15 protein-coding genes are annotated in these 16,835 nt (G+C 49.3%); 2 read left to right on the top strand and 13 right to left on the bottom strand.

The window, feature by feature from the left end; all coding sequences use genetic code 11:
- Nucleotides 1-17 precede the first annotated feature (17 nt).
- From B9Y93_RS09120 to B9Y93_RS09165, 10 genes are all read right to left on the bottom strand, one after another.
- Nucleotides 18-995 (bottom strand): ABC transporter ATP-binding protein, encoded by a 978-nt coding sequence (locus B9Y93_RS09120; RefSeq protein ID WP_085494117.1) that lies wholly within the window; start codon nucleotides 993-995, stop codon nucleotides 18-20.
- Entirely contained in the window at nucleotides 988-1,971 is a 984-nt protein-coding gene (locus tag B9Y93_RS09125) for an ABC transporter ATP-binding protein (protein WP_085494118.1), read from the bottom strand. Before B9Y93_RS09125 ends, B9Y93_RS09120 begins: the two co-directional genes overlap by 8 nt.
- Before the next feature lie 14 nt (nucleotides 1,972-1,985).
- A complete protein-coding gene (opp4C, locus tag B9Y93_RS09130) occupies nucleotides 1,986-2,912 on the bottom strand; it encodes an oligopeptide ABC transporter permease (RefSeq protein ID WP_085494119.1) in 927 nt (308 codons plus the stop codon).
- 108 nt (nucleotides 2,913-3,020) lie between these two features.
- Complete coding sequence (locus B9Y93_RS09135; protein WP_085494120.1) at nucleotides 3,021-3,974, bottom strand: ABC transporter permease; 954 nt, start codon at nucleotides 3,972-3,974, stop codon at nucleotides 3,021-3,023.
- A 76-nt stretch (nucleotides 3,975-4,050) separates the two neighbouring features.
- On the bottom strand, nucleotides 4,051-5,790 hold the full coding sequence (locus B9Y93_RS09140) for an ABC transporter substrate-binding protein (RefSeq protein ID WP_085494121.1): 1,740 nt from the start codon (nucleotides 5,788-5,790) through the stop codon (nucleotides 4,051-4,053).
- Nucleotides 5,791-6,166: 376 nt separating this feature from the next.
- Nucleotides 6,167-7,090: a hypothetical protein gene (locus B9Y93_RS09145; protein ID WP_085494122.1), complete on the bottom strand. Its 924-nt coding sequence runs from the start codon at nucleotides 7,088-7,090 to the stop codon at nucleotides 6,167-6,169.
- Between the two features lie 53 nt (nucleotides 7,091-7,143).
- The gene (locus B9Y93_RS09150) at nucleotides 7,144-7,899 is read right to left on the bottom strand and encodes a hypothetical protein (protein ID WP_085494123.1); all 756 of its coding nucleotides are present in this window, start codon (nucleotides 7,897-7,899) and stop codon (nucleotides 7,144-7,146) included.
- A gap of 21 nt (nucleotides 7,900-7,920) precedes the next feature.
- Nucleotides 7,921-8,661, bottom strand: coding sequence for a hypothetical protein (locus tag B9Y93_RS09155; protein WP_085494124.1), 741 nt, complete (start codon nucleotides 8,659-8,661; stop codon nucleotides 7,921-7,923).
- A gap of 10 nt (nucleotides 8,662-8,671) precedes the next feature.
- Complete coding sequence (locus tag B9Y93_RS09160; protein ID WP_085494125.1) at nucleotides 8,672-10,039, bottom strand: SPFH domain-containing protein; 1,368 nt, start codon at nucleotides 10,037-10,039, stop codon at nucleotides 8,672-8,674.
- Between the two features lie 343 nt (nucleotides 10,040-10,382).
- Nucleotides 10,383-11,327 (bottom strand): AraC family transcriptional regulator, encoded by a 945-nt coding sequence (locus B9Y93_RS09165; protein ID WP_244903344.1) that lies wholly within the window; start codon nucleotides 11,325-11,327, stop codon nucleotides 10,383-10,385.
- A gap of 116 nt (nucleotides 11,328-11,443) precedes the next feature.
- Here B9Y93_RS09165 and B9Y93_RS09170 point away from each other — a divergent pair, with 116 nt between their 5' ends.
- A complete protein-coding gene (locus B9Y93_RS09170; protein ID WP_085494126.1) occupies nucleotides 11,444-12,097 on the top strand; it encodes an MOSC domain-containing protein in 654 nt (217 codons plus the stop codon).
- 120 nt (nucleotides 12,098-12,217) lie between these two features.
- On the opposite strand, the gene fhuB is transcribed toward B9Y93_RS09170, so the two are convergent.
- The 3 genes from fhuB to yqeK all read right to left on the bottom strand — a co-directional run bounded on the left by fhuB (nucleotide 12,218) and on the right by yqeK (nucleotide 16,337).
- A complete protein-coding gene (gene fhuB, locus B9Y93_RS09175; RefSeq protein WP_085494127.1) occupies nucleotides 12,218-14,311 on the bottom strand; it encodes a Fe(3+)-hydroxamate ABC transporter permease FhuB in 2,094 nt (697 codons plus the stop codon).
- On the bottom strand, nucleotides 14,308-15,336 hold the full coding sequence (locus tag B9Y93_RS09180) for an ABC transporter substrate-binding protein (protein WP_244903346.1): 1,029 nt from the start codon (nucleotides 15,334-15,336) through the stop codon (nucleotides 14,308-14,310). The genes fhuB and B9Y93_RS09180 overlap by 4 nt, the downstream gene beginning before the upstream one ends.
- 383 nt (nucleotides 15,337-15,719) lie before the next feature.
- Nucleotides 15,720-16,337: a bis(5'-nucleosyl)-tetraphosphatase (symmetrical) YqeK gene (yqeK, locus tag B9Y93_RS09185; RefSeq protein WP_085494128.1), complete on the bottom strand. Its 618-nt coding sequence runs from the start codon at nucleotides 16,335-16,337 to the stop codon at nucleotides 15,720-15,722.
- 236 nt (nucleotides 16,338-16,573) lie between these two features.
- Between yqeK and B9Y93_RS09190 the strand changes: the two genes are divergently transcribed.
- Entirely contained in the window at nucleotides 16,574-16,828 is a 255-nt protein-coding gene (locus B9Y93_RS09190) for a hypothetical protein (RefSeq protein ID WP_085494129.1), read from the top strand.
- The last annotated feature ends 7 nt before the right edge of the window (nucleotides 16,829-16,835 follow it).

Below are 16,835 nucleotides of genomic sequence, written 5' to 3' on the forward strand. Positions count from 1 at the left end.
AGGACGGAAACCCTTGTCTACGCCAAATGGCAGGCAATATAATGATCTCCGCCTGCGTGGCGGAATACAGGCAGCTGCTCACGGCAGATGTCCGTGGCGAACGGGCAGCGCGTATGGAACTTGCAGCCAGATGGGGGATTCGCTGGATTCGGGATATCTCCGCTCAGGACGATCCGTTCCTTCTGATCCTTCCGCTTCTTCTTCGGGATCGGAACAGGAACCGCAGAAAGCAGCGCCTTCGTATATGGATGCAGGGGATTGCGGAACAGCTCGTCTCGACTGGCTGTCTCCATCATCGTCCCGAGATACATCACCCCAATACGCGTGCACAAGTGCTCGACAACGCTTAGATCATGAGATATGAACAGATACGTCAAGCCGCGGCTGACCTGCAATTTTCGAAACAAATTAATAATTTGAGCTTGGATGGATACATCGAGCGCAGACACGGGCTCATCCGCAATGATCAGATCCGGATTCAGCACAAGCGCTCTCGCGATCCCGATTCGCTGACGCTGTCCTCCTGAGAACTCATGCGGAAAACGGTCATAATGATAGGTAGATAGTCCACACGCATCCATCACTTCCAGCACAAGCTCCCTTGCTTCAGCCTTGGTCGCAAGCCCATGGTTGATCAAGGCTTCACCAATCGCATCGCCAACCCGTACTCTGGGATTCAAAGAGCTGTATGGATCTTGGAAGATTAATTGAAGCTTCGGTCGCAGCTTGCGAAGTTCCTTTTCCGACAATTGATGAAGATCGATGCCCTTGAACTTAACTTCTCCGGACGTCTTATCAGCTAGCCGAACGATCGTCTTCCCAACCGTGCTCTTGCCGCTGCCGGATTCACCTACTAAGCCGAACGCTTCCCCTTCCTTCAGTGTAATGCTGATGTCATCCACAGCCTTTACGTGACCAACCGTGCGGTTGAATAACCCCGACGTAATTGGGAAATACGTCTTCAAATGATTGACTTCCAGCAAGGCCTCAGTCATGATGGGTTCCCTCCTCATACAGCCAGCAGGCTACCCGCTGTCTGCCTTCCATTCCTTTAAGCTGAGGCAGCTTTGTTTTGCAGATTGGCAGGCAATGCTCGCAGCGATCGTGAAAATAACAGGACTCCTTCAAATCCAGCGGATTCGGCACTTGTCCTGGAATCGAATACAGCTCATCCTGCCGATCGCCAATGATTGGCTTCGAGCGAAGCAAGCCTTGCGTGTACGGATGCTTCGGATTGTCGAACAACTCCACAACCTCGCCTTCCTCCACAATCTTGCCTGAGTACATCACGATGACGTAATCCGCAATCTCGGCCACCACTCCGAGATCATGAGTAATCAGCAGCATCGACATGTTGGCTTTCTGCTTGATGCGGTCGAGCATGTCCAGAATCTGCGCTTGAATCGTGACATCAAGCGCGGTTGTCGGCTCATCGGCAATCAATAGCTTAGGCTCGCAGGAGATTGCCATAGCAATCATTACGCGCTGAAGCATCCCTCCGCTTAATTGATGCGGATAGCTCTCTGCGATCTGTTCTGGACGCGAGATTCCGACCAGCTCGATCAGCTCAATGGCGCGCCTTTTCGCCTCTTTTTTGTTTAGTCCCTGGTGCGTCTTCAGCGGTTCCATGATCTGCTTGCCGATCGGGATAACCGGATTCAAGGAGCTCATCGGCTCCTGAAAAATCATCGCAATATCGTTGCCTCGAATCGTTCGCAGCTCCTGCTTCGACAGATTCAGCAGCTGCTTGCCATCAAAGTGAATCTGGCCCTCCACGATCTTGCCTGCAGGCTCTTCAATAAGTCCCATAACCGAGAGAGCCGTTACGCTCTTCCCGCTGCCCGATTCGCCAACGATGCATACCGTCTCGCCTTCACGGATGCGGAAGCTAATATCATTTACGGCTTTAACCGCTCCTTCACGGGTATAGAAATACGTGCTCAGATGTTCAATTTCCATTACATTTCTCATGTGATGTCATTCCCCTACTTCTTCTGTTTTGGGTCGAGCACATCTCGTAATCCATCGCCAAAAATGTTGATCGCTATAACGGTCGTAAAGATAGCTGCACCAGGCGGAATCCAAAGCCACGGATGCTGCTCAAAATCGATCAGATTGTTCGCAGAATCAATCATATTGCCCCACGTCGGCGTTGGCGGCATGACGCCAAGCCCAAAGAAGCTAAGCACCGACTCGTAAAGAATGGAGCCGCCAATATTCAAGGTTGCTACTACAATCAATAGTGGAATGATATTCGGCAGCATATGATGGAACAGTTTGCGGCGATCATCAAGTCCAAGCACGGTGGCAGCCTGCATGAACTCCCGCTCACGAACGCTAAGCATCTGGCTTCGCACAAGCCGCGCAAGCCCCGGCCAGCCGACAAAGCTCAGCATCAGCATGACGATATACATGCGGTATTCCGTTGGCACCTTCCACTCGGAGAGCAAGGCTCCTAGAATAAAGAGGATCGGCAGGCTTGGAATCGTAAGCAGCAAATCCGCAACACGCATGATCACTTGGTCGACGATCCCTCGGTAATAGCCTGCAATGGCTCCTAGGATTGAGCCGATCAGCACCGAGATGCACATGGAGGCAAAGCCAACCGTCAGTGAGATTCTCCCGGCCTGCAAGAGCCTCGTCATCATATCTCGTCCTAACAGATCTGTGCCAAGCCAATGCTCCCAGGAAGGCGCACTATACATATTAGCTGTATCGATCTTCCCATCTGCATATGGGGAGAAGAGCGGGCCGATAAAGCAAATCAAAAACATAAATATAATAAATCCTAAGCCAGACATGGCGAGCTTGTTTTTACGAAGACGAAGCATCGCTTGCCGCCACAAGGAGGAGCGGACTGGGACAGCTTGACTGCGCTTTAGCTCTACTGCTCCTCCAGAGATGGATGCCATGGTGAATCCCCCTTCACATTTTCCCGTTCAATGATTGTAAATGCTTGAATCGTAAGTCGATAAGTTCCTCGTTAGAAGCAGCACTAAGAGCTTCATGTCGTGGATCAACTAGAGCTTAATCCGTGGATCCGCTACGCGGTACAACATATCCGAGATCAGTGTCCCAATGACGGTAAGGATAGCGATAAACATCGTAAAGCCCATCAAGAGCGGATAATCTCTTACCGTAAAGGACTGCATATATAATTGGCCGATTCCCGGCCAGTTGAAGATCTTCTCAATGATCAGCGAACCGCCGAATAATCCAGGGAGCTCAAACCCGACAAGAGTAATGGCTGGCAGGAGTGCATTGCGCAGGGCGTGCCGGTACAAGATAACTCGTTCCTTCAAGCCCTTGGCACGTGCTGTTCGGATGTATTCCTGACGAATCACATCAAGCATATTGCTGCGGAAGTAGCGGGTTAATGAGTCTACGCCAAGCAGTGTCATGACGACGACAGGAAGTATCATATGATCCAGCACTTCACGGATATAAGCTATCCCCGTAGCATTGCTGCCTGTTGTGGTCATTCCGCCTGGAGGCAGCCACTTCAGATCAACGGCCAGCACTTTAATCAAAAATAAGCCGATAAAGAAGGAAGGGATCGACATCGCAGCAAAGATGAAGATCATGACCAGTGTGTCAAAGATCGAATACTGCTTATACGCGGAAATCACCCCAATAATGACCGCAATCAGCCAGGTAAAGAAGGTAGATACGATTGCAAGCAAAAACGAGTTCCACACATATTCATTGAAAAGCGTGACAACCGGCTTCTGCTGTGCTAGCGAGAACCCGAAATTGCCGTGCAGCGCCTGATTCATCCACGTCCCATATCGCTCAAGCAGCGGCTTATTCAGCCCAAAGATCTCGCGAAGCTCCGCCTTTCTCTCAGCAGACAGACGCAGATTCCCCGACACGAAGTCGCCTGGCATCAGCGCATACAGCGCAAAGATGAATAAGGAGGCCGCTGCAAGAATCAGAACCATATACAACAATCTTCGAAGTAAATAGCTACTCATAATAGGCTCCTTTGCAAGGAATAAGGCCCCTAGCCTGCGTCAAGGAACGATGCAGCAGACCAAGGGCGGGATTCCATTATTTTAATTCCCAATTGTGAATATTCGCGGAGATGCCGCGGAATGGACTCACTGTCAGATTCTCGATGCGGCCGTTAAAGGCATACAGCGATTTTTTATAGCTTGTAAAAATATACGGCAGATCATCATTAATGACTTGATACAGCTCTTTATAAATAGCTTTTCGCTCTTCGATTTCGCTCGTCGCAAGCCCCTTCTCATACAGCTCTTTTACTTTCGGATTGTCATAGCCTTTGACCTCTCCATTCACGAATGCCACGACCCCATCAGAAGGATCCGTAAGGATGGGCGTAGAGAACGACACAAGATCAAAGTCTCCACTTTCAAACTTCGCAATCTGCGCATTGAAATCGGCAAATTGTTCGGCCTCAAGCTTCACGCCGATGGCAGCGTAGTTTTCCTTTGCCACAGCGATAAATACGTCTGTCGCTTTGCTCTTTGAGCCAATAAAGTGTAGGGTAAGCTTCTGACCATCCTTCTCACGGATCCCATCTGCTCCCTTTATCCAGCCTGCATCTTCAAGCAATTGGTTCGCTTTTTCCGGATCATAATCATAAGTGTTGATTCCTTCCTCGGTGTATGACCAAGACACAGGAGATGCTGGGATGTTGGCAATCTGTGCGGCCCCTTGGCTCGTATCCACATAGATTGTTTTGCGATCCAGACCATAGGTTAACGCTTGTCGAACAGCTTTATCTTTAAGAGGAGCATACTCAAGGTTGAATTGAATGTAGCCGTAGTTATTCGCAGTATAAGGAAGCAAATCTAGGAATCCGAGCCCTGTTAGCTTATCAATGTTCTCCTTCGTAGCTGAGAAGCCTCCGAAATCTTGCTCGCCTGTCTCGATGAATTGCAGCGTATCGCCTTCTGTCGTCTTATAAATAAAATGCTCCACCTTCGGCTTGCCTTGATAATAGTACTCGTTTGCCACAAAGCGTACCTCTTGGCCTGGCAGGAATTTCTCCAGCTTATACGGACCTGTGCCGACAGGATTCTCATGCAGCTTCTTTATGTAGTCCAGCTCGCCAAATGCATAATCCTTGCCATAGTACGCTTTGGATAAAATCTCTCCTCCGAGTGTTGTCAAAGCGGTAGCATTCGGCTTCTCAAGCGTTACAGATACCGTTTGCGGATCGATGACCTTTATCCCTTCGATGCTTTCGGCTTTTCCTTCTTTATAAGCTTGGCCGCCCTTGATATGGAGCTCAGGAATCAAAGAGCCTCCGTCGTATACCTTGTCGTGAAGCAGCGTCCAAGTAAAGGCAACATCATCTGCTGTTAATGGAGAACCATCACTGAATGTAAGATCCTTGCGCAAATGATAGGTATACGTCAGTTGATCATCGGATACTTCCCATTTCTCTGCGAGGTCCGGGATCGGCATCCCTTTATCGTCAACCGTAACAAGCGAAGCATATAGAATCGAGGATACGTTGCCATCATATCCGCTTTGATGGAAATAGGGAGTGAATGCTCCGCTCGGGTCCGTCAACCCAACTATGATCGTATCCGTGCGCTTCTTGGCTTGCTCTGGCAGTTTCGTAATATCACGGGCAAGCTGAAGCTTTGTCAGTCCTTGCTCTGACAATGGAGTCTCTTGGGCCACACCAGCACCATTGCCTGCAGATGCTGCTTCACCGGACGTTGTCACTGCGTCATTCTGGTTTGTGCATGCCGCTAAAAAAAGGCTGCTTGTGATGGAGAAAGCTAGGAACGAAAAGATTAATTTTTTATTCATGAATGACCCTCCTATTTTAATTGCTACTATTCCAATTAAATAAGTTGGAATTTAATGACTCTGATTATATGCCCCTGTCAAATATTTGTAAACCATTATTTTTCACAGGCGATTCTTAACTTAAATACTTAGTTCCACTATGAAATTAACTAAAGTGTAATTTACCAGCGGTTGGATAATCATGGAGTTGAACTACTATTATTTCCTATTAAAAGCGTTTCTTTTGTTCATTTTGAACCCCGTGCACACTTTGTATTTTTTCAAAATAAAAAATAAAAAAAGCATTCAGCAAGTTTGAGGACCTTAAGATCTAGGTCTCTAGCTTGCAGAATGCTTTTTTTGTACTTAACTTGAAGCTGCGTATGTGCTGCCTATACTACTGGTAGCTCACGACATTGCCGCAAAAATCACAGGACTTGGTTTCGCCAGGGGCAATCTTAATGGCAGCCCCACAGCCCGGGCAGTATTTGACCGCAGGCTTCGGCGGTTCGGATGCAGCCTTAGCCTTGGCCTGTGATCCGCTGCTAGAGGCCCCGTGCTTGGCTCCTGCTTGATTTCCTGAATTGAAAATGGAGTCCACGAGCTCTTTTGTTCGTTCTCCGATCTCTTCCAATTCCTCTTGGGAGAATTCCAAAGGACCCGAATAGGTAGTCGTCGTATAGCTCGTCGTGTAACGGTTCCCTCCATTTGCAGCAGCAGTGCTGGCCGCAGCAGGAGAGGATTGTACAGAAGGTCCCGTGCTTCTCTGTCTAGAAAACTCCGTAAGCGTCCACGTGGACGTATCGAGAACAAGCCCCGAAAAGAGCCCCAGTGAGGTTAAATACTTTACGTCTTCTTTGACCTGATGAACGGGTCTTCCTGTCGCCTGGGCCAATTGTGCCACCTGACGCATTCCTTGACGACTGACCTGCTCATCTATGATCTGATAGCTAGCATCAAGCTTGTGCTGCATCTTCTTGGAGAGCAAGCGCATGCCTACGGATGCAATAATCGCGATTATCCCCATCACTCCATATGAAGTATTACTTTCGGGGTCCATCGTAGTACCCATATAAGCGAAAATTAAAATCAGTCCGCTTATAAGCAGGATATGTCCTCCCAAACGCACATCACGGACTCGCATGTAGCTTCTGTCCCGATGCTTCACCAATCGAACTACCCACAATATGTAGCTGATTGGAAAAAACAAAACAGCAAATATAATCAGAGCCGCACTCGATATCACGGGAGTTGTAAACTCGCTCTGGCCCTTTCGCCATTGATTAGAACGATCCAACGCAACGTTAGATTGGTAATCCATAGTCAAAGCTCTCTCCTCTTCATTCACGATGACTACATGCTGCTGACACAAGTCTATGAATACGTCACAAGACTGCCGCAGAACTCACACTCCTGCTTCTCGCCAACCGCAAGCAGGACAGATGCCCCGCATCCTGGGCATTCCATTGACTTGGCAGCTCCTTGACTGCTGCTCTGAGCCTTGGCTGCTGCGCTTTCTTGTGATGCCTCATAAGAGGACCGCATGTCCGATGAAGATCGGAAGCTGTCCTTCCCTACAAGCCTCCCGGTTGCAGCATCCCATGTGTGATGAGGGAAATAGCCGATAGCCGACAAATACTTCATATCTTCTATGACTTCCTTCTCTCTTCGCTGGCTGAAGAGCGCAAGCTCAGCTAAGGTGACGACACGCTTATCGCTAGCAAGATGGCCATAAGCAAGGTAGTCCTTCTGAACAAGCTTCTTCTTCCCGCTCGCGACAAAATAGCAAATCAGTGCTGGGATGGCAAAGACAATAGAAATCGTTGTAATAAAACTCGTCGTAACATCTGGATCTCCTTGATGATTAGATGATCCGATCGTTGCGATCTGTATTAATACTAAGGCAATAATTACGAAGCTATGTCCTGCAAGCCGCAGGTCGTACGCATGCCAGAATCGCTTGCTCCAATGCTTAAACGATCGAATAAACAAAAGTAAAAAACCAATAGGAAAAAAAACAGCCATGCCAAGCAGGATCACCCAGCCTTTGATTGCGGGCTTAATTCCTGCGTCCTCCAGCGCCTGCCGCTGATCTTGGCGAAGCACGGCCTGTTGTCCGCTTGTATTCATGATTCAACCCTTTCTTATCTCTTAATGGATCTGGATGTTGCTGCGGTTCCGCAGCTCAAGCTCATCTTCGATCGCTCCGATGACATGCCGTATCTGAGAGGCATCGCTAGCTCGAGGTGCTTGAAGGAACTTGGCTATGCATTGCTCCAGCTCTTGCAGCTGCTCCATGATCAAATAATCCGTGTTATACAAATCCTCAGCTACAATCGGATCACTATATTTGACCTTCTCCTGCAGGCGGCTTATCTCTCTCGCCAGCAAATCCGCTTCCTCATCTGCTGCTCTAGCCATCTGCTGCTGAAGCACGGCCAGCTTAATGTCCATGCGCTGCAGCACTCTTCTCTGCGAGGAAGCCTCTTCTTCCTGCTGGCCCGCATATTTGGAGAACCAATAGCCGATTGTCCATACGATGGCGGCAAGGAGCAGCACAGCCAGATGGCTGTATAGATAATTGCTTGTTGATGCGCGAAACACCAGGCTGACCACGAGGATCAATCCAACCACGGCCATAAAGTAAAGGATACTAACTGTAGCAAATACGCTCTGGCTTGGTAGCTGCTTAAGCACCTTCTTCTTATTCATGCTGTAATATAAGGTCGCCAAGTAGATTCCCGTCTCGCCTACCACTAAGAACAGCAGACTGACAAGCCAATGTCCCTCAGGGAATATCCCTCTTGTCCACAGCATCATAAGCAGCGTAAGCACCAAGGACAGGCCATACAACATTGTAGATATTTTAAGATTCAATCGGACGTTTCCCATAGCTTCCTCCTTAGGTCGTCAAAGACTGGCCGCATTCAAAGCAGAACTTCTGCCCTGGCTGTACGGTTGTGGAGCACTTTGGACAAGTAAGCTGTGTGCTTGTGCCGCAATTCATGCAGAACTTGGCACCAGGTGCAAGCGAGGCCTGACAGGTCCGGCAGACTGAAGCCTCGGAGGCAAGCTGAGCGCTGCAGCTTACACATTGCAGCGCATCCTTAGGATTATCTGCCCCACATGTCGGACAAGGGATATATTCGTCTCCACAATGCGGGCAGAACTTGGCTCCTGCAGGAATCGCATTGCGGCATTTGCTGCATGTTGACATCGGTCCGGGCGTGGCACCCGCCACAGGGGCCTGCTTCAGTTGCAAGCCGCAGCCAGCGCAGAAGGGCACGTTCACATTATTCATCGAACCGCACTTGGGACAGTTCGTATAGGACTCTGAGCTCGTGTGGGAATAGTTGTGGCCGTTACTCACTCCCCTTGTATTTGTATTAGGGAAGGCATGCTGGAACATATTCGACATCGATTGGCCGAATCCGACGCCAAGGCTTGTACCCATGCCAAGTCCCATGCCCGCATTCATCATATCGCTGCCGCCTCCGCCCCTATTCTTGGCAGCGCTGTCCAAGGTGTCGAAGGAGCGTTCCTGCTGATAGTTATAGCCGAGAATATCCATCTCAGCTCGCTTCGACAAGGCCTCTCTCAATCGCTTGGTCGCTGCATCTTCATTCGGCGTATTGACGGACTCCACATAAAAGTTGAGCAGTTGAATGCCGTACTCGGCAAAGATCGGAGCAAGCCGTTCTGTAATATGCTTCGAGATCTCGCCGATATAGGCGTTGATCTCCAGAATGCTTACCTTTTTCTGCGTAATATAAGTCGTAATCAACTCATGAATATTCATCATCAGCACGCCGCGGAAATACGTCGTAAGCGTATTTTTATCAAAGACAGGCAGCGTCCCGTTCAGCTTAATCAAAAATTTTCTCGTATCCTCGATTTGAATGCCGAATTGTCCATAAGAGCGCACCGGAATCATAATATTGTATTTGGGGTCCTGCAGCGTAATTGGCGAAGGCGTCCCCCATTTGATATTGAGCGAGCTCACTTTGTTGATATACCACACCTCAGCTGAGAACGGCGACTTATTCCCGAACGGGATATTGATAACCGATTGCAGCAGCGGTATATTCTGTGTGCTTAGCGTATGCCTTCCCGCCCCAAAGCGGTCTAATGCCTGTCCCCCCTTGAACAGGATCGCCTCCTGGGACTCATTGACGATAAGCTGGGTCCACGTGGCCAGCTCTTGATTCGGATATCTCCAAGCAAATACGTCTGGCGACCCATCATATTTGATAACTTCAATAATAGCCATTCCGCATTCTCCTCTCCCCTCGAATGACTGCTATGCACGAGATCTATATCGATTCAATACGTCTGATCTCCTATTTTGATTCAATAATGTTCATATGCACATATACCTATTATAAGTGTAGGACCATGTCGTTCCTATACCTTTCTCTGTTTTTTCAAAAGATTCCCACCGTTTTCCACAAAAAAAGACCCTGTCGCTCAGCCTGCTGTTACCCAGCACTTTGAACGAGTAGAGTCTTCATTTTACAAATAGACAAGTGGACTTCTAATCATTAAAAGCGCACTTGGTCATCTTATCCTATCCTGCCCACAACTCCCTATGATGGATGTCATAGGAAACAGCGTTACATGCTTGTTGCATTCTTTTTAAAATGAGAAGGGGTCACACCGGTCTGCCGCTTAAACACTCTCGAAAAGTAAGGAACGTCGTTGAAGCCGACAGCAAAGCATATATCCGTAATGGACATGTCCGTTCCCATTAGAAGCGTAGCCGCCTTATGAACACGAAGGTCGATTAGATAGTCATTGTAGGTCTTGCCTGTGAAGCGTTTGAACAGTGCGCAAAAGTACGTTTTGGATATACTGAACTTCCTGCACAGACGCTCCAGACGAAGCTCCTCGTGATAATGCTCATTGATGAATGCGATCGCGCTCATCATCAGATCACGGAACTTCTCTAGTCTTTCATCTTCTTCGTTCGTTTGCCCAGACTGCTTTTGCTTCTCTCGAACGAGAACCGCCATGATCTTCAACAGATTCGCCTTCAGAATCAGCTCACAGTGCCGCTTGCCCAGCTGAAATTCATCCAGTAGTTCTTCTAAGAGCTTCAGCACTTCGAGCTCCGTCTCTCCCGATAATGCAACCTTAGTCGAACCCAACTCCTCTTGCTCTTGAAGAAACGGCGCCAAGTAGCCGTCATCTACACTGCTCTGCGACTCGCTTCTCGTCCCAAATTGTTCGTCTACAAACTGAGGAAGAAACTCACAGCCGATGATATCGATATCCTGACCAGGCATCATATCCACCCGATGAACCATATGCGGAGGAGCGACGAACACATTGCCCTTCAACATCCGATACGTCTGGCCGTTGATGCGATGAATCAGCTCCCCCTTTACCACATACCAGAGCTGAATATAATCATGCTTATGATCGCGTGTGCTTCCCCCTGCGGTATCCCAGCGATACACCTTAAAGGGCAGCGATGAGCCAATCTCGTCCTCAGCACGATAGAAGATCACATCCTCCGATGGCTTCTGTTGTCTTGATGGCATTTTTGGAGCTGACAAGTTGATCCTCCTCACTGTCCTTTTGCATCATGATGCACTATACTTAACTCATTTATATCATTCTTTTGCGAATGGGAAAAGTGCAACCCGCGCTGAACAACAAAAGGAGGTCTTACATGCAAGCTCAACTCGTTGCATTAAGCGTCGGCACACCGGCGGAATCCCTGATTCATAACGGCAAGCCCATCCTCTCCGGCATGCTGAAGCAAGCGGTGTCCCATGAATTATGGCTTGACACGCTAGGATTTGAAGGAGACGGACAAGCCGATACGAAGCACCACGGTGGACCGGACAAAGCCGTCTGTGTCTATTGCATCGAACATTACGACTATTGGAGCAAGCGCTTCAACCGTGAGCTTCCTCAAGCGGGCTTTGGAGAGAATCTTACGACTCAGGGCCTCCTAGAGGAGGACATTCACATCGGAGATATCTTCGAGCTTGGCGGAGCAATCGTTCAGGTGACACAGCCTAGGCAGCCCTGCTTCAAGCTGTCTGCTCGCTATCAGCTGCCTGAGCTGCCGCTGTGGATGCAGGAGACAGGATATACCGGTTACTACTTGAGAGTGCTCACACCGGGGAAGGTGCAGCCTGCGCAGCTGATGAAGCGAATCACTGCCGATCCAGCAGCGCTAAGCATCACACGAGCCAATGAAGTGATGCATCAGAAGCTTCACGGGCGCGAGGGACTGGAGGCGTTCATCCAGCACCCTGCCTTGTCGGAGAGCTGGCGCTCCACTTTTGCGAAGCGGCTTGCGCGAGATCTTAGCTAATGAACCTGCGTCAGTATGCGCGTGTATAACTCCCTTCCGTGAATCGAAGCACGCAAAAAGCCTTCCGTCTTGCGATGAGATGACTTGACCTCATCATGGCAAGACAGAAGGCTTTTGTTGTTATGAGACCTTGGATCTTGATGTCCGATACATTAAGAACACAAGATAAGGCGTCCCGATTAAGGCTGCAACGATGCCTGCTGGGAGCTCATTTGGAATGATAACGATTCTTCCGATCCAATCCGCAATAGCCAGCAGCAGCCCTCCAAGCAGACAGGAGATCACAAAGGACTTGCGATGCTCATGACCTGTAAGCATTCGTGCTGCATGCGGGGCTAATAAGCCAATAAAGCCAATCACGCCTACGCTTGCTGCAGCCACCGAGGACAAGATGACGGCCAGCACGGCAACGAACAATCTGGTGCGGCGCACCGATAGGCCAACACCGCTTGCCACCTCATCGCTGAAGGAAAGCAGATCGGCCTTGCGGCCAAGCCACCAGGCAAGCGGAAGCAAGAGAAGGATCGTCACCAGCAGCTGGAGCACTTCTCCCCATTCTCTGCCGTAGATGCTTCCAGCCATCCATGCAAGGGCAGGGGCAGCTTTAAGGTCTGCTTTGACTATGAGGATATTGATCATGGCGGAGCCTGCCGCTGATACAGCGATGCCCACTAGCGTAAGCGTTGTCGGCTGAAGCCCGCTCCGCCAGGACACGGCATAGACGATGGCGGCAGCTGCCAATCCGCCAGCCATCGCCCCTACAGGCATCCAAGTGATCGGCAGTGCTGGAAATGCGATCATGATCAGCAAGGCGCCTGCTCCAGCCCCACTCGTCACCCCTACGATCTGAGGATCACCGAGCGGATTGCGAATAGCGCTTTGCAGCAGGCTGCCGCTTGCTGCGATGGCTATGCCGGCAAATCCTGCTGTCAGCAGCCTCGGCAGTCGGAAGTCAAGCAGAATCTGCTGATTCAGTTCGTTGCCGCCCCCCGTAATGACAGCCAGCACATCCGCCAGCGGAATCCGCATCGCGCCGCTTGTCAAGCTGAGCCCCCATACGACGATGAGCAATAGGCTAAGTCCCCATACATAGACGCTGAATGGGATCCGCTTCGACAGCCCTCCAATCGTCATGGCATCGCTAGAACGCTGCACGCTTCCCCCTTTGCCAGAAGTACGCACTGCAAGCCAGATCAGCCACGGTGCCCCGATTGCAGCCGTTATGGCTCCAGCTGGCAGCTCGCCATAGGCATCGACGATGGTGCGTGATATCGTATCTGCTCCAACTAGTACTGCCGCGCCCCATATCGCACAAATGGGAATCAGCCATGCATGCTTTTTCACGCCTGACAAACGGACAAGATGTGGTGCAATCAAGCCAACAAACCCAATCGGCCCCACAACACTAACACTAACACAAGCAAGGATTATAGCGCCGATCATCGCCAGAGCTTGGGTTCTTATGACCCGCTGCCCCAAGGATTTGGCCGTCTCTTCACTTAACGTAAGCAGATCCAGCTGTCTTGCCATCAGAATGATGACAAGCGTGCCGCCCAGTATCCACGGCCATGTGAATTGGACACCATCCCAATCATTCTGAATCAGAGAGCCGGAGCCCCATAAGAACAGCCCCTTTGTAGCTTGTTGATTCAGCAGCATGAATGCACTGGTTATCGAGGACAGCACCAACGTCACAATCATTCCTGACAACGCAATTCGAATCGGCGAAGACTTGCGCCCTCCTCCAAGGACGAATACCATAATCGCGGCCAGCGTGCCGCCGAATACCGCAAAAGGAAACGCAAATTGATGCAACAGCGCGGGCCAGAATATCGTTCCGGCAACGACGGCAAGATAAGCGCCTGCGTTGACGCCAAGCGTCGTCTCAGATGCGAGCGGATTGCGGGTGACGGTCTGCATCAGTGCGCCAGAGATGGCCAGTGCGGCGCCAGAGAGCAGCCCCATGACCGTTCGCGGCAGCCTCACCGCACGGATCATCTGATGATCCGGCAAATCCTGCGGATGGATGAGCGATTGAATGACGGTATGTACCGTAATATCTGCAAGGCCTTGCGTTAAGCTTAAAAAGGCAAGAAGAGCCAAGGCGACAAGACCGGCCACAAGCATCCATAACGGCCTCCAGCCCTTACCCTTCTTCAAGGTATGGGCTGGATGGATGCTGGTGGAAGCAGCGCCTTCAGGGGCTAGCTTCATTTTTTCGTCAACAGCTCAGCAGTTGTCTCTGCCATTATCTTCGCGGATAGCGGCCCGCCGTAAGGCCACATGTCGCCGCCAAGGGCATAAACACGATTTTCTTTTACAAAGCTAAGGCCGTTCCAAACCGGATTATTTTTCAACTGATTCTCGATGACATTATCATCATCTTGAATAATGTGAAGGAAGTTCGCATCCTGCAGTGCAGGGAAAGCCTCCACATCAGTAGTCGTGAAGCCATACTGCTCGAATTTGCTCGGTTTGTATTTATTCGTTAGGCCAATATGCTCAAGAATCTTGATCGCCAAGGCATTGTCTGTGGATACACGGAACACGGCCGCATTCTGGTTGCTGTAGCCCATCGCCAGCACGATTGGCGTTTTATCCAAGCCAGCAGCCTGGATCTTTTCTTTCGCCTTTGCGTAGGCTTGATCAAGATCCTGCAGCACAGCTTCAGCTTCTTTTTGCTTGCCTAGTGCATCCGCGATCGTATTGAAGGTTGCGGTCATCTCTTGATACTGATCGAAGGACTCATCGACAGGATACGGGTCAAAAACCAAGGTAGGCGCGATCTTGCTGAATGCCTCATAGTTCTTCTCCAGATTGTATTTGAGCCCAATAATGAGATCGGGCTTCAGGGCTGCGATCGTCTCCATATTCGGAGTGCTGCGATCCCCTACGTCTACAACGTCCTTGCTAATGTCTACAGGAAGGCGAACCCATTGGTTCATTCCTTTAATATCGGCAATGCCCACTGGCTGAACACCAAGAGCAAGTACATCTTCTGCATACGTCCATTCTAAGACAACGACTCTCTGCGGAGTCCCTTTAAGTTCTGTCTCGCCTAGCACGTGCTTGATTTTGCGCACTTCTTGAGAAGCAGAATCCGTTTGTGAAGCTGCAGGTGCATCGTTGGATTTGGCTTCTCCGTTGCTGCTTGCTCCTTGCTGACTGCAAGCTGCCAGTACAAGAAGCAGGACCAGCATTACGACTATTTTTGACCGGTGAAACTTGTGCATCATCATGATTCTCCCTCTCACATGAATGTCATATCGCTCATCAACCTTTTATTGATAATGGTTCTCATTGTTGATTGCATTTAGAATGATAATCATTTTCAACGGAGTTGTCAACCATAAGTTACCTCATTTGTTTGTGATCTTTGTCATGTGCTTCTCATAAAAAACTCTACCGAGTCCCTTCTAAGATGAGCAACTGTATCTTAAGATAGGTTGTATCGCCGCATAGCAAGCTTGTTCCGGTTATGACAGCATTTATAAACTCGATTATGAAAAAAGAAGACTTTCAAAAGAAAGTCTTCTGCGCCATTCCATTCTCTATGTAAATGAAAGATGTGAAAAATTAAAAGCCTGCGCTCGATTACACCCGAGCCATGTGGGTTCTCATCCTACCTATTCAATTGAGCCTTTAATTGTTCATGCGCCTCTCTTAACCATGGGTGAATAACTCGCAGCTGCTCTTTCTTCTGCCAAAGATCATCAATATACACATAAGCCGCATGGGTGATTGATTGATCGAGCGCAAGCTTTAGCTCATGCAAGTAAGGAGGCGTTCCTGCCTGATCCCACGCGATTTTGTCTGCGACGAATACAACCTGATCAAGCAAGGAGGATTGCTGTTTCAACGTTGTATGGCATTCAACTGCACTTAAAATGGCGGGATCATGAATCCGAAACAAATCCTCTCCCATAGCACGCGATAGCTTCTGATGAATAATCATAGGGAAGGACTCTTCTTCTGGCAGCACCTCAATGCCTAATGAGCGTGCCATTTCGATACGAACCTCATTTGGAAATACTGCGCTCACATCATGCAGATAACCTGCAAGCTCAGCCTGCTCAGGATCAGCACCTGCTCTGATGGATAGTGCTCTAGCCTCTTGCCCTACTCGCGCACAATGCTCGGCTGTTTCTTCCTTGCCATTAGCCTGTAAGAAGCTTACAATATCCGCTCTCCTATTCCCCGTTAACGCGATCTTGCGAAGCTTGTCATATGCGGCATTCATCGTTTGCCATTCTCCTTTGTGACAAGAATAGGATGATTTTTCGAGAGCTTACATCTCCGTATGAAGTCCGTAGAGAAGGTTCATCACTAAAATCATCCATCTACAGCAACCTAAATAATGTTAATATATTCTATAGTATTACAATAATAGGATAGAAGCTAGGTTACTAGATTCATATCATTTTGATACCAATGCCTTAAATAGAGCTGTTCCATAACAACAAGGGAGTGAGTGCTATGCCGTATCAAAAATTCAAGCGCCGGCTCATCGTCATGAAGTACATCGGTTATATCCTGCTCATATATGGCGGGCTTAAAGGCTTCATCACGATCATCTCTGCTGGAGAGGACTACAGTATCGGCCTCATCATTGCAGGCCTATGCCTTGCAGCTTGCAGCAGCTTCATCCTTCAATTCCTTGAAGAGCTTCAGCATGAACAAGAACTGCTAAAGGAAGAGATCAAGTCGCTGCGACGCCGAACTGAGCCTTAAGACAGCT

This window comes from Paenibacillus aquistagni (assembly GCF_900177815.1).
GTDB lineage: Bacteria > Bacillota > Bacilli > Paenibacillales > Paenibacillaceae > Paenibacillus_B > Paenibacillus_B aquistagni.

Excerpts from the sequence above, each read along its gene's own strand:
- B9Y93_RS09120 (WP_085494117.1), bottom strand. The coding sequence starts at position 995 with ATGACTGAGGCCTTGCTGGAAGTCAATCATTTGAAGACGTATTTCCCA.
- B9Y93_RS09125 (WP_085494118.1), bottom strand. The coding sequence starts at position 1,971 with ATGAGAAATGTAATGGAAATTGAACATCTGAGCACGTATTTCTATACC.
- opp4C (WP_085494119.1), bottom strand. The coding sequence starts at position 2,912 with ATGGCATCCATCTCTGGAGGAGCAGTAGAGCTAAAGCGCAGTCAAGCT.
- B9Y93_RS09135 (WP_085494120.1), bottom strand. The coding sequence starts at position 3,974 with ATGAGTAGCTATTTACTTCGAAGATTGTTGTATATGGTTCTGATTCTT.
- B9Y93_RS09140 (WP_085494121.1), bottom strand. The coding sequence starts at position 5,790 with ATGAATAAAAAATTAATCTTTTCGTTCCTAGCTTTCTCCATCACAAGC.
- B9Y93_RS09145 (WP_085494122.1), bottom strand. The coding sequence starts at position 7,090 with ATGGATTACCAATCTAACGTTGCGTTGGATCGTTCTAATCAATGGCGA.
- B9Y93_RS09150 (WP_085494123.1), bottom strand. The coding sequence starts at position 7,899 with ATGAATACAAGCGGACAACAGGCCGTGCTTCGCCAAGATCAGCGGCAG.
- B9Y93_RS09155 (WP_085494124.1), bottom strand. The coding sequence starts at position 8,661 with ATGGGAAACGTCCGATTGAATCTTAAAATATCTACAATGTTGTATGGC.
- B9Y93_RS09160 (WP_085494125.1), bottom strand. The coding sequence starts at position 10,039 with ATGGCTATTATTGAAGTTATCAAATATGATGGGTCGCCAGACGTATTT.
- B9Y93_RS09170 (WP_085494126.1), top strand. The coding sequence starts at position 11,444 with ATGCAAGCTCAACTCGTTGCATTAAGCGTCGGCACACCGGCGGAATCC.
- fhuB (WP_085494127.1), bottom strand. The coding sequence starts at position 14,311 with ATGAAGCTAGCCCCTGAAGGCGCTGCTTCCACCAGCATCCATCCAGCC.
- B9Y93_RS09180 (WP_244903346.1), bottom strand. The coding sequence starts at position 15,336 with ATGATGATGCACAAGTTTCACCGGTCAAAAATAGTCGTAATGCTGGTC.
- yqeK (WP_085494128.1), bottom strand. The coding sequence starts at position 16,337 with ATGAATGCCGCATATGACAAGCTTCGCAAGATCGCGTTAACGGGGAAT.
- B9Y93_RS09190 (WP_085494129.1), top strand. The coding sequence starts at position 16,574 with ATGCCGTATCAAAAATTCAAGCGCCGGCTCATCGTCATGAAGTACATC.